General features: G+C 65.4%; 10 protein-coding genes and 1 tRNA gene. 8 read left to right on the top strand and 3 right to left on the bottom strand.

The features are described 5' to 3' along the window. Positions 1-90 precede the first annotated feature (90 nt). The 5 genes from ACSQ25_RS16775 to ACSQ25_RS16755 all read left to right on the top strand — a co-directional run bounded on the left by ACSQ25_RS16775 (position 91) and on the right by ACSQ25_RS16755 (position 5,564). Complete coding sequence (locus ACSQ25_RS16775) at positions 91-1,455, top strand: cache domain-containing protein (RefSeq protein WP_436106809.1); 1,365 nt, start codon at positions 91-93, stop codon at positions 1,453-1,455. After that, positions 1,452-2,093 (top strand): response regulator transcription factor, encoded by a 642-nt coding sequence (locus ACSQ25_RS16770; protein ID WP_436106808.1) that lies wholly within the window; start codon positions 1,452-1,454, stop codon positions 2,091-2,093. Before ACSQ25_RS16775 ends, ACSQ25_RS16770 begins: the two co-directional genes overlap by 4 nt. Positions 2,094-2,209: 116 nt before the next feature. After that, positions 2,210-3,382: an EAL and HDOD domain-containing protein gene (locus ACSQ25_RS16765; protein ID WP_436106807.1), complete on the top strand. Its 1,173-nt coding sequence runs from the start codon at positions 2,210-2,212 to the stop codon at positions 3,380-3,382. Position 3,383: 1 nt separating this feature from the next. Then, on the top strand, positions 3,384-5,426 hold the full coding sequence (locus ACSQ25_RS16760; protein WP_436106806.1) for a putative bifunctional diguanylate cyclase/phosphodiesterase: 2,043 nt from the start codon (positions 3,384-3,386) through the stop codon (positions 5,424-5,426). A gap of 48 nt (positions 5,427-5,474) precedes the next feature. Further along, positions 5,475-5,564: transfer RNA gene (locus ACSQ25_RS16755), tRNA-Ser, on the top strand. A gap of 48 nt (positions 5,565-5,612) precedes the next feature. Here ACSQ25_RS16755 and ACSQ25_RS16750 read toward each other — a convergent pair. The 3 genes from ACSQ25_RS16750 to ACSQ25_RS16740 all read right to left on the bottom strand — a co-directional run bounded on the left by ACSQ25_RS16750 (position 5,613) and on the right by ACSQ25_RS16740 (position 9,381). Continuing rightward, positions 5,613-7,253, bottom strand: a complete 1,641-nt coding sequence (locus tag ACSQ25_RS16750) for an ATP-binding protein (RefSeq protein ID WP_436106805.1) — start codon at positions 7,251-7,253, stop codon at positions 5,613-5,615. A gap of 150 nt (positions 7,254-7,403) precedes the next feature. Continuing rightward, positions 7,404-8,432 carry a chemotaxis protein CheB gene (locus tag ACSQ25_RS16745; protein WP_436106804.1) on the bottom strand — a complete coding sequence of 343 codons (1,029 nt, stop codon included), beginning with the start codon at positions 8,430-8,432 and terminating at the stop codon, positions 7,404-7,406. A 298-nt stretch (positions 8,433-8,730) separates the two neighbouring features. Further along, a complete protein-coding gene (locus ACSQ25_RS16740) occupies positions 8,731-9,381 on the bottom strand; it encodes an SGNH/GDSL hydrolase family protein (RefSeq protein ID WP_436106803.1) in 651 nt (216 codons plus the stop codon). A gap of 259 nt (positions 9,382-9,640) precedes the next feature. Between ACSQ25_RS16740 and ACSQ25_RS16735 the strand changes: the two genes are divergently transcribed. The 3 genes from ACSQ25_RS16735 (at position 9,641) to ACSQ25_RS16725 (ending at position 13,353) form a co-directional block, all read left to right on the top strand. After that, entirely contained in the window at positions 9,641-10,792 is a 1,152-nt protein-coding gene (locus ACSQ25_RS16735) for a TRAP transporter substrate-binding protein (protein ID WP_436106802.1), read from the top strand. A 75-nt stretch (positions 10,793-10,867) separates the two neighbouring features. Next, positions 10,868-11,449 (top strand): TRAP transporter small permease subunit, encoded by a 582-nt coding sequence (locus ACSQ25_RS16730; RefSeq protein WP_436106801.1) that lies wholly within the window; start codon positions 10,868-10,870, stop codon positions 11,447-11,449. Continuing rightward, positions 11,446-13,353: a TRAP transporter large permease gene (locus tag ACSQ25_RS16725; RefSeq protein WP_436106800.1), complete on the top strand. Its 1,908-nt coding sequence runs from the start codon at positions 11,446-11,448 to the stop codon at positions 13,351-13,353. The genes ACSQ25_RS16730 and ACSQ25_RS16725 overlap by 4 nt, the downstream gene beginning before the upstream one ends. Positions 13,354-13,428 lie beyond the last annotated feature (75 nt).

The raw sequence follows: 13,428 nt of genomic DNA, 5'->3' as shown, positions 1-13,428 counted from the left end.
AGTCCCTGCGTAGTACTACGTAGCGGATGGCCGCAGCGGCGAGGCGCGTTCCGCCTTAAAATGCTGGACTGATTTATTGGGAGAAACAGGATGCGCCTGAGGCAGAAGCTCATCGTGCTGGCGATCGGCCCGCTGATCGTGGCCTTGTGCGCGATCGCCCTGTTCGTACGCCACCAGGCCGTCGAACTCGCCCAGCAGCAGCGCGCCACCATCCAGCGCGCTTACCTGGCGAGCAAGGAGGCCGAGCTGCGCCACTACGTGGCCCTGGCCACGCAGTCGATCGGCCACCTGGTCCGCTCGGGCCGCAGCGACCCGGCAACGCTGGAGGAAGCCAAGCGCATCCTGGGCTCCCTGAGCTTCGGCGACGACGGCTATTTCTTCGTGTACGACATGCAGGGGCGCAGCCTGATGCATCCGCGCCAGCCCGAACTGGTCGGCACCGAAATGTGGAACTGGCGCGATGCGCAGGGTGTGCCGACCATCCAGCGCCTGATCGAGCGCGCCCGTGCCGGCGGCGGCTTCCACCGCTACATCTGGTCCAAGCCGTCCTCGCACCGGCCCGCGCCCAAACTCGGCTATGTGGTGCCGGTGGCGCACTGGGGCTGGATGATGGGCACCGGGATCTACCTCGACGACGTCGAAAACGCGCTGGCCCAGGTTGACGCCCAGCAGTCGCGCAATATCGACGAGACCCTGCTGTGGATTGCCGGCCTGGCCGTCCTGGCCTCGGTCGCCGTGGCCAGCGGCGGCCTGGTGCTCAACCTGCGCGAGCTGCGCGTGGCCGACGCCAAGCTCAAGGCGCTGGCCCAGCGCGTGGTCGAGTCGCAGGAAGAAGAGCGGGCGCGCCTGTCGCGCGACCTGCACGACGGGATCAGCCAGGCGCTGGTCTCGGTCAAGCTGCAGCTCGAAGCGGGCATCATCCGCCTGGGCGGCGACGCCGCCCAGCAGCTGGCCGCGCGCGGTGCGCTCGAGCGCACGGTGGACCAGCTCAAGTCGGTGCTGGGCGAGGTGCGGCGCATTTCGCACGATCTGCGCCCGGCGCTGCTGGACGACCTGGGCCTGGCGCCGGCGCTCGACCACCTGGCCAGCGAATTCGGATACCACACCGGCACGCCGGTGCGCTTCCGCGCCGAGGGCGAGGTCGACGCGCTGCCCGAGATGGCGGGCACGGTGCTGTTTCGCATCGCGCAAGAAGCGCTGACGAATGCCGAGCGCCACGCCGGCGCGCGCCAGGTAGAGATGCTGCTGGCGCGGCGCGGCCGCTGCCTCACCCTGAGCATCGCCGACGACGGCGGCGGCTTCGATGCCCAGGGCATCGCCCGCCACCCGCAACGCGGCATCGGCCTGCGCAACATGATGGAACGGATGGAAGCCATCGGCGGCACACTGGCGATCGCTTCCTCGCCGCTCGGCACCCGCGTGGTGGCCAGTATCGACTTGAAGGAGCAGACATGAGCGACGAAGGACAGGAAATCCGCATCCTCCTGGTGGACGACCACCCCCTGGTGCGCGACGGCCTGCGCGCGCGCCTGGAAGCGGCGCCGCGCCTGCGCGTGGTGGGCGAGGCCGGATCCGGCCAGGAAGCCATCGAGCAGGCCGGCGCCTGCCGTCCCGACCTGGTGCTGATGGACGTGAACATGAAGGGCGGCAGCGGCATCGAGGCCACCGCGCGCCTGCTCCAGCACTATCCCGGCATCGCGGTGCTGATCCTGTCGATGCACGACAAGCCGGAATACGTGACCCAGGCGATGCAGGCCGGTGCGCGCGGCTACGTGCTGAAGGACGCGCCGGGCAAGGACATCGTGCTGGCGATCGACACCGTGATGGGCGGCGGCATCTACTACAGCGCCGCGCTGGCGCGCCAGCTGGCCAGTCCCGCGGCGCCCGGCAATGTGCTGACCGGACGCGAGGAGGAGGTGCTGAACCATATCGCCGACGGTCAATCGAACAAGCAGATCGCGCGCGCCCTCGACCTGTCGGTACGGACCGTGGAAACCCACCGCCTCAACATCAAGCGCAAGCTCGGCATCGAGGGCCAGGCCGAACTGATCCGTTTCGCGGTCGAGCGCGCGGCAAACCGTGGTTATTTATGAGTATGTACGGAAAGTATCTCTAAAGAAACAAAAGATGTTGCTTTCTGATAATCGCTCGAATAAGATTGATTGAATAATCAACCAGAGCTTCTTGAGAGCCCCAGAAAGCCCATTCCATGGCCGCGCCGGACAACAATTCGTTTCCGCTGGTAGCAATCGACCCGGTCGCCAATGGGCAGAACGAGTGGGTGGCGCTGTGCCTGCGCATCGAGTCTGGTCCTGAGCTGGGCCAGCGCCTGCAGGCCCTGTTCGGCACGCCCGACCTGCTGGCTGCGATCGCCCCGCTCGACGGCCTCCTGATGCTCGACGATCCCGCCGTCCTCACGCCGCCCGTGCTGGCCCTGATGCCGGCCAACCGCATCGGCTTCGCCGTCGCTGCCGCGTCGCTGGCCCAGGACGGCGTGGCGCGCCGCCTCACCGAACTGCACGAACTCGGCTACCGCCTCTGGCTCGACGGCACGCCGCCGGCCGGCGTCAAGGTGCCGCCTGCACTGCGCACGCTTGCGCGCGACTGCACCCGCGATCCGGTACCGGCAGGGCGCCTCGCGGCGCTGTTCGGCCCCCACCTCGCGCGCCGCGTCGACAGCGCCGCCGTGTTCGCCGAATGCGAGATGCTCGGCTTCGACTGGTTCAGCGGCGACTACCCCTGCGATCCGGCCTTGGCCGGCAGCGGCGCCCCGGACGGCAGCTCGCGCCGCCGCATCCTGAGCCTGCTCGGCCTGTTGTCGCGCGACGCCGATTCGCGCGAGATCGAGCAACAGCTGAAACAGGACGCGACCCTGTCCTACCACCTGCTCAAGCTGGTCAACTCGGCCGCCTTCGCGGTCAGCACCCAGATCACCAGCTTCAACCAGGCCATCAGCCTGCTCGGCCGGCGCCAGCTGCAGCGCTGGCTGCAGCTGCTGCTGTACGCGCGCCAGCAGGCCGACGGCCTGCCGAACCTGCTGCTGCCGCTGGCCGCCCGCCGCGGCGCGCAGCTGGAAGCGCTGTGCAAGCAGAGCGGGGCAGAGCGCGACGACTGCGACCTGGCCTTCATGACCGGCGTGTTCTCGCTGCTCGACCGCTTGCTGCACATGCCGATGCCGGACATCGTCGCCGAACTGCACCTGCCGCAGCACGTGTCGCAAGCCCTGCTGGCGCGCAGCGGAACCCTGGGGCGCTGGCTGCGCCTGACGGAAGCCCACCCCTCGGGGGAGGCGCTCAAGGAGGCGGGCATCGACGCTGCCGGCTGGTGGAACAGCCAGTTGAACGCCTATCACTGGGCCATCCAGGTAGGACGGAATGTCTGACATGCAGCTCGTACCGGTCGACGCAACCCTGAATTTTGCCGGCGGTACGGGCGCTGTCTGCGATGCCGTCCTGCGCCTGCGCGGCGACGCCCTGCACGAGGAACTGGGCCGCGTCGCGGCCGCGCTGCTGGCCAGCCCGTCGGGACGCTTCCTGCCGGGCGCCGGCGTCGCCAGCCCCGCATGTGCCGGCCCGGTGCTGCGCCAGGTGGTGGCCGGCACGTCCGAGCAGTTCGGCATCTACGAGGTGGCGGGGCGCGAGGCTTATTCGGCCGAGGACGCGCGCCAGCTGGCCGCGCTGGCGCACCTGACCGCCTCGCTGCTGCAGGTGCATTCGCTGGCGGTGCGCTCGACCCATGCTTACGCCCAGATGGAAGCCCAGCTCGCGCACCAGTCGCAGATCCTCGACCAGATCCACGAGTCGGTGCTGACCATGGACCAGATGGGTTACATCACCAGCTGGAACCGCGGCGCCGAAGACCTGTTCGGCTACAGCGCGCTGGAAGCGATCGGCCGCAACATCCTGTTCCTGTACGCCGACGAGGACGAAGGCTTCCACGACAGCTTCGCGGAAGGGGGCGGGCGCATGATGGAAGTCCGGCGCCGCAAGAAGTCGGGCGAGGTGTTCTGGGCCAGCCTGTCGCTGTCGCCGCTGCGCGACCTGGCCGAGCGCCCGATCGGCCTGATCGCCTACCTGACCGACATCACCGAGCGCAAGCAGGCCGAGGAACAGCTGCACCACCTCGCCTACTACGACGAACTCACCGGCCTGCCGAACCGCACCCTGTTCGCGCGCCTGGTGGACCAGGCCCTGATGGTCGCGCAGCGCAACGAGGCCGCCGGCTGCGTGCTGTTCATCGACCTGAACCGCTTCAAGCGCATCAACGACACGCTCGGCCGCCGCATCGGCGACGAGCTGCTGCGTCAGGTCGCCCAGCGCCTGCGCGACACCCTGCGCGACGAGGACGTGGTTGCGCGCCTGTCTGGCGACGAGTTCGCGGTCGGCCTGTTCGACATCCGCCAGCACTTCGAGGCCACCACGGTGGCGCAGAAGCTGCAGGCCTCGCTCGATGCGCCTTTCCTGATCGGCGGCCACGACCTGCGCGTGGGCGCCAGCATCGGCATCAGCGTCTATCCCCAGGACGGCAGCGAGGCCGAGACCCTGCTGGGCCTTGCCGACATCGCGATGGAGCGCGCCAAGCAGGCCGCGGACAATCCGGACCGCAGCGTGGCCTTCTACAGCCAGGACATGAACGAGGGCATGCAGGAACGCATGCGCATCGAATCCGGGCTGCGCCAGGCGCTGGGCAACGGTGAACTGATCCTGTACTACCAGCCGAAATTCGAGCTCGGCAGCGACCGCATCGTCGGCGCCGAGGTCCTGGTGCGCTGGCTGCATCCGACCCGCGGGCTGGTGCCCCCGAGCGAATTCATCCCGCTGGCCGAGAGCACCGGCCTGATCGTGCAGGTAGGCGAGTGGGTGCTGGAGCAGGCCTGCGCCCAGGCCGCGGTCTGGCAGCGCGCCGGCGTGGCGCCGCTGCGCCTGGCGGTGAACGTGTCGGCGCGCGAATTCACGGCTTCGCTGCCGGCGCGCGTGGCCGACACGCTGGCGCGTTACCAGCTGGATCCGTCTTGGCTGGAGCTGGAGATCACCGAGAGCACGCTGATGCACGACTTCGAGCGCGTCACCGCGATCATGGACCGCATCCACCAACTGGGCGTGGCGCTGTCGCTCGACGATTTCGGCACCGGCTATTCGAGCCTGTCCTACCTGAAGCGCTTCCCGATCGACACCCTCAAGATCGACCGCTCGTTCACGACCGGGATTCCGGAGGATGCGAGCGACTGCGCGATTGCGGGGACCATCATCAGCATGGCGCAGCAGCTCGGCCTGCGCGTGATCGCGGAGGGGGTGGAGACGCTGGAGCAGCTGGCCTTCCTGCGTGAGTCGGGGTGTGACGAGGTGCAGGGGTACTTGTACAGCAAGCCGTTGCCGGCGGTCGACTTCGAGCGGTGTTTGCGGGAGAACTGGCTGCTGGTGGCCTGATTGACTTCGCCGGCATTGATGAATTATGTATAATGCCGGTTCCTCACAGGAAGCGTGGCCGAGTGGTTGAAGGCAGCAGTCTTGAAAACTGCCGACGGGGGAACCCGTTCGTGAGTTCGAATCTCACCGCTTCCGCCAAGCATATTGAATAAAAGCTCCACACGTTGGGGCTTTTTTTCGTCAGCCTCATCCGTATTGCGCGATGGGAAGCGACACCGTAAACACGCTTCCTTTCCCCAAGCCAGCACTCGCAGCCGTGATCTCGCCACCATGCAGGCTCACCATGCTCTTGACGAGCGCCAATCCGATGCCGAGGCCTCCCTGTGACCGGTCCGGCGTCCGTTCGGCCTGGGTGAAGAGGTCGAAGATGTGGGGGAGCAGGGTGTTCTTGATGCCGATGCCTGTGTCGCCTATCTCGACATGTACCTGATCGTTTTCCACCCAGATGGCGCAGGTGATGACGCCGTCCTCCGGCGTGTATTTGGCAGCGTTGTTCAGGATATTGGCGAAGATCTGCACCAGCCGCTTGCGGTCGCCCATGAGCATCTGCGAGGGCGCATCGTCCTGGACCTGCAGCTGGTGCCGTTTCGTTTCGATCAGCGGCCTGGCCTGCTCGATGGCGTTGTCGACGATCGACCTCAGGCTCACGAGCTCCCTGTCCAGTTCGACCAGGCGCCGCGTCACGTGCGAGGTGTCGAGGAGATCGTCGATCAGCGCCGTCATGTGTTTGGCCTGGCGGCTGATCACTTCGCTGGCCCTGGTGACCCTGGGATCCGCATGCGCGACCATGCGCAGCATTTCTGCGGCGGTGGAAATCGGCGCCAGCGGGTTGCGCAGCTCATGGGCCAGCATCGCAAGAAACTCGTCCTTGAGCCGGCTCGAGGTACGCAGCGCTTCTTCCGCCCGGGCGCGTTCCAGCGCGTCCCAGGTGCGTTCGGCGACGTCCGCCACGACCATGATGTCGTCCGCGGTCCACTTGCGCGCCGACGTATGGGCGACGTTGAGGTTGCCGCGCAGACGGCCATCCCGAATCAGCGGGACGATCATGATCGAGCGAATGGCGAGCGCCTCGTAAGCCTCGACGAACCCGGCGAAGTGCGGATCGCTGCGCATGTCCTCGACGACGACAGCTTGCCCTTGCCGCAAGGTCGTCAACAGGTAGGGGCCGAATTCGGCAATGCTGCCATAGGCCGGCAGCTGGGGCAGATCGGCGCTTTCGGTCCACTGCAAGGGAATACTGAAGGTCCCTGAGCGGTCGTCGATTTCCGCGTAATAGGCGCGCGCCACTTGCAGGTGCTTGCACAGCAGTTCCGTTGCAGTGGCGACGATGTCATCCGTCGCCGCAAGGCCGCGCAGCTTGTCCGCCAGCGTCAGCTGGAAGGCGTGCCGGCGTTCCGTGCGTACCCGTTCGGTGGTCTCCACCGCCGTCGTGAACATACCGTCGATGTGGCCCTTGATATTGCGGATAGGGCTGTATGAGAAAGTGAAGTGGCACAGCTCGGGATAGCCGTTGCGTTCCAGGACCAGGGGCATATCCTCGCCCTTGACCGCGGTTCCCTGTTTGACGACCTGCTCGACCAGGGGACCGATGGTCGGCCAGATGTCGGGCCAGGTTTCTACCGCCGGCCGGCCGAAGGCCTGCGGATGCTTGGTGGCGCCCAGGATCGGCCGGTAGCCATCGTTATAGAACTGGATGAGATCCGGTCCCCACCATACCGCGATGGGAAAGGCCGACTCGAAGCAGATGTTCAGCTGCAGGCGCAAGGCCTCCGGCCAGGTCGATGGTGGCCCCAGGGGTGTCGATGACCAGTCCGTGTTGCGGAGCATGGCGACCATCTCACTATCGTGGGCAAAATGATCGAACTCCGGGGCCGGCTTTGACATGGACAGACTGTATCGATGACAGGAATCGATAGTATGCCGTTTCCTTGAGAAAGCGGACTTCCAATTGAATAATGGCTAGTGCGTGCAAGACAGTCAAGAAGCATCACTGTGGCTGACGAGTGCGCGCGCAGCGATCACGTCGCGCAGGGCCTGCGAGTGCGTTCGTGCTCGAGCAGCCATGGCCTGGTACTCGGCAGCCCCTTCCTGGCGCCCGGTCTGAAGTTCTTTCTCGGCCATTTTGCTGAAGAGACGTTCTTGCTCATGGAGAGCGCGAATGGCGCTCCAGATAGCATCTTCCACTGCGTCGCTCTGTAGTGCCTCGAGCACCCTGGCTGTGAACGCATGACCCGTATGACAGCGGTAACGTATTGGCCCCTTGGCCCGGATTTCCCACAAAGCGCCGTTACACTCAGGGCAAGTAAGCGATGAGAGCTTTCCGATTTTCTCTAGATCATCCATATCGCTGTCCTGTGCGGTGATCCGGCTCTCGATATCTATCCAGTTCGGCTTGCCGGACATGACATCCTGCTGACCCGCGGCGCTTTGCTGCACGTCTGCTTTCGCCAACTGGAGGAGTGCCGGTCCAATCTCGTTCACACCGAGCACCCGGTCAACATCCGCATATTTTATTGCGCTTGCCGGCATATCAGATGCATCGGATTCCGCAGGGTCCTGCACAAGGGCGACGCCTCCGCAGGCTTTAACCGCCTGCAAACCTACGGTTCCGTCATCAAGATAGCCGCTGAGGACAAGGCCGATCGTGTTCGAGCCGAAGGCAGATGCGGCAGTGCGAAAAAGCGGATCGACCGCCGGACGACTGTGGTTCTCTTTTGGCCCATGTACCAAACGTGCATACGCCCGGTCGCCGCTTCGCATCACCATCAGATGCTCGTCGGGCGGCGCTACCAGAACACGCCCCGGGATGATCGGCTCACCATCGATCGCATGGCGCACAGGCATCGTTGAACGGCGTCCCAGGATCTCTGCAAGCATGCTTTTCTGTGATCCGATGTGGGTGACGATCAATATTGCAGCTGGGAAGTCATGCGGCAAGGTAGGCAGGATGAGCTTCAGGGCATTGATCGCACCGGCCGAACCTCCGATAACAACAATCTTGGACATCGTTTCCTCCGCTAGTCGTAGCGACGAAGCTACCGGAAAGTAGAAGAACAAGGCGCGGGCCAGAGGTCCAGGCTGAGCGTTGCCGGTTCTTCCCGCTGGAGGTTTGCCCGGCATGATGGCGCCGGCTTACTTCGATTCAGGCTTCCAGCCCTTGTCGATGAACGCATCGACCTCTCGTCTCAATGCGCCTGCAAGTTCTGATTCTCTTGAAACGCCGAGGAATTCGGTGTTTGCCGGCACGTTGATGGCTGCATGCTACGGACCCGCATTTCCCTTGGTAACGTATCAACTGCTCCATCTACGCTCCAGCCCGCTGACGCGCCCCACCGTACACCGTGATATGCGTCGCAGCCGGATGCCGCGTGCCGACCAGCTCGGCGATGGCCGCCGCGATCCTGGCGGCGCCCTGGGCCGAGGGCTCGATCGGGGAAGAGGGCACATAATCGGCCGGATCGCAGCACACCAGGCGCAAGTCCAGCACCGGCAGGCCCAGCGCCGCGGCTTCGCGCAGGATCACGTCGTTGAACGGCGCCAGCGCCGTGCGCAGGCCGGGCACCCCGTCGTAGATGGTCGCCACGGCGGTCGGCTTGCCGCGCGCAAGGACGGCCTCGAGCATGGCCCGGTAATCGCGCCGGAATGCGGCCTGCCAGGATGCCAGCAGCTCGGCCGCTTCGAGCACCGTCTGCACCGGACTGTGCATTGCGCCCACCAGACCCAATACGTCATTGCCGCCGCAACTCACCAGCAGCCAGGTGGCCGGCGCGTCCAGCTGCTCGAGGCGAGGGACCTGTTGCGCCATGTCGGCAAGGACGTCTCCGTCATGCGCCAGCAGGGAGACGCGGTGGCGCGGGCTGAGACGCAAGCGCAGCTGGGACGTGACATCGCAGCCGGCCGCGACGTAGGCGGCGTTATCGAATACGGAATCGCCCAACAACACGATATGTTCCACGCTGGTCTCCTTGCAAGACGGCCCCAGTGTACCGAAAAGCCCGATGCCGGGGAGCCGGAGCGGGAGCTTCAGCGTGCTCTTGACACAACAACAAAACCGAACGATCCTCCGTAAGCCCCGCGTAAGCAATCCGTAAGGAAACGAGAACATCCTGAGAGAAGGCGTAGCAAATATTTAATAGAAGGAGAAGTCCAGCCAAAACCAGTAGTTGTACGTGCAGCGATTCAGTCCGTGTAAAAAACTAAACAGGAGACAGACGATGAAGCAGCGTGACGACGATGTAAAGAAGCCAGCATCCACCCGCCGTAAGTTCCTCGGCACCGCAGCCGCCGGCACCGCCGGAGCCGCCCTCGCGGTCCCGATGGTCGCAACAGCCCAGACCCCGAAGCAGATGCGCTTCCAGAGCACCTGGCCCAGCAAGGATATCTTCCACGAATACGCGCTCGACTTCGCCAAGAAGGTCAACGACATGACCGGCGGCGAGCTGAAAATCGAAGTGCTGCCGGCCGGCGCCGTCGTTCCCGCCTTCGGCCTGCTCGACGCCGTCTCCAAGGGCACCCTCGACGGCGGCCACGGCGTCATGGGCTACAACTACGGCAAGCAGAGCGCCATCGCGCTGTGGACCTCGGGTCCGGCCTTCGGCATGGACGCCAACATGGTGCTGGCCTGGCACAAGTACGGCGGCGGCAAGGCGCTGCTGGCCGAACTGTACAAGGGCATCGGCGCCAACGTCGTCTCCTTCCTCACCGGCCCGATGCCGACCCAGCCGCTGGGCTGGTTCAAGAAACCGATCAGCAAGGTCGAAGACCTGAAGGGCCTGAAGTTCCGCACCAACGGCCTGGCGATCGACCTGTTCACGGCCATGGGCGCCGCGGTGAATGCGCTGCCGGCCGGCGAGATCGTCCCGGCGATGGACCGCGGCCTGCTGGACGGGGCCGAATTCAACAATGCCAGTTCCGATCGCGTGCTCGGCTTCCCGGACGTGTCGAAGATCTGCATGCTGCAAAGCTTCCACCAGAGCTCCGAGACCTTCGAGATCACCTTCAACAAGACCAAGTACGACGCGCTGCCGGCCATGATGCGGTCGATCATCGAGAATGCGGTCGAGGCGGCATCGGCCGACATGTCGTGGAAGGCGGTCGACCGCTATTCCAAGGACTATGCCGGCATGCAGGCCCAGAACGGGGTCAAGTTCTACAAGACGCCGGACTCGGTGCTGCAGGCCCAGCTCGCGGTGTGGGACCAGGTGGTGGCCAAGAAGGGCGCCGACAATCCGCTGTTCAAGAAGGTCGAGGCCTCGATGCGCGCCTTCGCCGAGCGCGCGATGAAGTGGGACATGGACACCAACAACCCGCGCCGCATGGCCTACAACCACTACTTCGGCCGCAAGGCGCCGGCCAAGAAGGCCTAAGCCATCCTGCAGCTTGACGTGTGCCCGCCCTTCATGACGAGGGGCGGGCCCTGTGTGTTCGACCGGAGCAGCTCCATGCAAAACGTCTTGTTTTTCGTCGACCGGGTCAGCAGCTGGGTAGGGCAGGCCTTTTCCTGGCTGATCGTCGCGCTCACCTTCCTCATCACCTGGGAAGTCTTCGCGCGCTATGTCCTGAACACGCCCAATCCCTGGGCCTTCGACCTGATGATCATGATGTACGGCGCCGCCTTCATGATGGCCGGCGCCTACACCCTGGCCAAGAATGGCCACGTGCGCGGCGACGTGCTGTATTCCTTCTTTCCGCCGCGCCTGCAGGCCGGCCTCGACCTGGTCCTGTACTTCGTCTTCTTCATCCCCGGCGTGGTCGCCCTGGTCTGGGCCGGCACCACCTATGCCGCCGAGTCGCTGGCCATCAAGGAGCACTCCACGCTCACCGCCAACGGCCCGCCGCTGTATCCCTTCAAGATGGTGATTCCCTTCGCCGGCGTGCTGCTCCTGCTGCAGGGCTTCGTGGAGATCGTGCGCTGCGTGGTCTGCCTGAAGAACGGCGCCTGGCCCCCGCGCGAGCCCGATGTCGAAGAGGTCGACGTCGACCAGCTCAAGGCCCAGGTCTCGACCGGCAAGGAGGCGCCATGAGGAAGGAAATCTGGTTCGGCCTGTCGATCCTGCTGGCGATCGTCATCGGCCTGTTCATCCTGATGCCGGCGCCCGCCGACATGACCAACGGCCACCTCGGCCTCTTGATGCTGGCGTTGGTGGTGGTCGCCATCATGCTGGGCTTCCCCACCGCCTTCACCCTGATGGGCATGGGCGTGATGTTCGCCTGGTTCGCCTTCCACAGCCAGGATCCCGGCCAGGCGGTCCAGCTCACCCTCGACCTGATGGTGCAGCGGGCCTATTCGGTGATGGCCAACGACGTGCTGATCTCGATCCCGCTGTTCATCTTCATGGGCTACCTGGTGGAACGCGCCAACCTGATCGAACGCCTGTTCAAGAGCCTGCACCTGGCGATGGCGCGCGTGCCCGGTTCGCTGGCGGTGGCCACCATCGTCACCTGCGCGATCTTCGCCACCGCCACCGGCATCGTCGGCGCGGTGGTTACCCTCATGGGCCTGCTGGCCTTGCCGGCCATGCTCAAGGCCGGCTACAGCACCCAGCTGTCGGCCGGCAGCATCACGGCGGGCGGCTGCCTGGGCATCCTGATTCCGCCCTCGGTGCTCCTGATCGTGTACGGCGCGACGGCCGGGGTCTCGGTGGTCAAGCTGTATGCGGGCGCCTTCTTCCCCGGGATCATGCTGGCCGGGCTGTACGTCGGCTATGTGCTGATCATCGCCAAGCTGCGGCCATCCATGGCGCCGCCGCTGCCCGCGGAGGAGCGTATCGTGGCGCTGCCGGCCTACACCCAGGCCATTCCCGGCGCCTACGGCAAGAGGGCGGTGCCGGGCCTGCTGCGCGCCTTCAAGGGGGCGGGCGCGCCGCAGCGCACCCTTGCCTCGAACCTGTTCGTCGCCCTGCTGCCGGCCCTGGCCTTTGCCGCCATCATGGGTCTCGGCTATCGCATGGTGACCGCACCGGAAGGGCCGGCCACCGAACTGGTCGAGATGGGCGCCCAGCAAGACCTCGATTCAGCGTCCGGCGGCGATGCCGGCGGCCTGGAAGAGCCGCCGGTGGAGGGAGCGCTGGCCGAACCGCCCGTCGAAGGGGGCGCGCCGGCCGCGGCAGCGCCGCCGGCGCCGGCAGCGACGCAGGCCATTCCCACGCCGGCCTCCGCGGATCCGGTCGCCAAGCCGGCCCCTCGGGCTTTCTGGATCACGCTGGCGGTGGTCGCCGCCGCGCTGGCCATCTTCTACCTGCTGTTCACCTTCGCGCGGCTCGAGATCTTCAAGATGCTGCTCGGCTCCCTGTTCCCGCTGGCGATCCTGATCCTGGCGGTCCTCGGCAGCATCGTGTTCGGGCTGGCCACGCCGACCGAGGCGGCGGCGATGGGCGCCTTCGGTGGACTGATCCTGGCGATCGCCTACCGGCGCTTCAACTATGCCCTGCTGCGCGACTCGGCCCACCTGGCGACCAAGACCACGGCCATGGTGTGCTGGCTGTTCGTCGGCTCAAGCATCTTCTCGGCCGCCTTCGCGCTGCTGGGCGGGCAGGAGATCATCAACAACTGGGTGCTCGGCATGGACCTGACCCCGGTGCAGTTCATGATCCTGGCCCAGGTGGTGATCTTCCTGCTCGGCTGGCCGCTCGAGTGGACCGAGATCATCGTGATCTTCATGCCGATCTTCGTGCCCTTGCTGGCCCACTTCAACATCGACCCGCTGTTCTTCGGCCTGCTGGTGGCGATGAACCTGCAGACGGCCTTCCTGTCGCCGCCGGTGGCGATGTCGGCCTTCTACCTGAAGGGAGTGTCGCCGCCACACGTCACCCTGAACCAGATCTTCCTCGGCATGCTGCCTTTCATGGGGCTGCAGATCCTGGGGATCATCCTGCTCTACACCTTCCCGGCGATCGGCATGTGGCTGCCCGAGGTGCTGTACAAATAGGCGTCATGCGCAAGACTCTTGTCTCTTCATAAAGTTATGCGTTCCGCGAATGGCTGTCATGCGGAACGCGAAGTG

It is taken from the genome of Massilia sp. LjRoot122, from assembly GCF_964252725.1.
GTDB lineage: Bacteria > Pseudomonadota > Gammaproteobacteria > Burkholderiales > Burkholderiaceae_D > Telluria.
Note: the sequence above shows the minus strand (reverse complement) of the source record. Positions and strands in the feature narration are given on the sequence as shown.

Bases quoted from the DNA above. Each gene is read 5' to 3' on its own strand.
- ACSQ25_RS16775 (WP_436106809.1), top strand. From the start codon at position 91: ATGCGCCTGAGGCAGAAGCTCATCGTGCTGGCGATCGGCCCGCTGATC.
- ACSQ25_RS16770 (WP_436106808.1), top strand. From the start codon at position 1,452: ATGAGCGACGAAGGACAGGAAATCCGCATCCTCCTGGTGGACGACCAC.
- ACSQ25_RS16765 (WP_436106807.1), top strand. From the start codon at position 2,210: ATGGCCGCGCCGGACAACAATTCGTTTCCGCTGGTAGCAATCGACCCG.
- ACSQ25_RS16760 (WP_436106806.1), top strand. From the start codon at position 3,384: ATGCAGCTCGTACCGGTCGACGCAACCCTGAATTTTGCCGGCGGTACG.
- ACSQ25_RS16750 (WP_436106805.1), bottom strand. From the start codon at position 7,253: ATGCTCCGCAACACGGACTGGTCATCGACACCCCTGGGGCCACCATCG.
- ACSQ25_RS16745 (WP_436106804.1), bottom strand. From the start codon at position 8,432: ATGTCCAAGATTGTTGTTATCGGAGGTTCGGCCGGTGCGATCAATGCC.
- ACSQ25_RS16735 (WP_436106802.1), top strand. From the start codon at position 9,641: ATGAAGCAGCGTGACGACGATGTAAAGAAGCCAGCATCCACCCGCCGT.
- ACSQ25_RS16730 (WP_436106801.1), top strand. From the start codon at position 10,868: ATGCAAAACGTCTTGTTTTTCGTCGACCGGGTCAGCAGCTGGGTAGGG.
- ACSQ25_RS16725 (WP_436106800.1), top strand. From the start codon at position 11,446: ATGAGGAAGGAAATCTGGTTCGGCCTGTCGATCCTGCTGGCGATCGTC.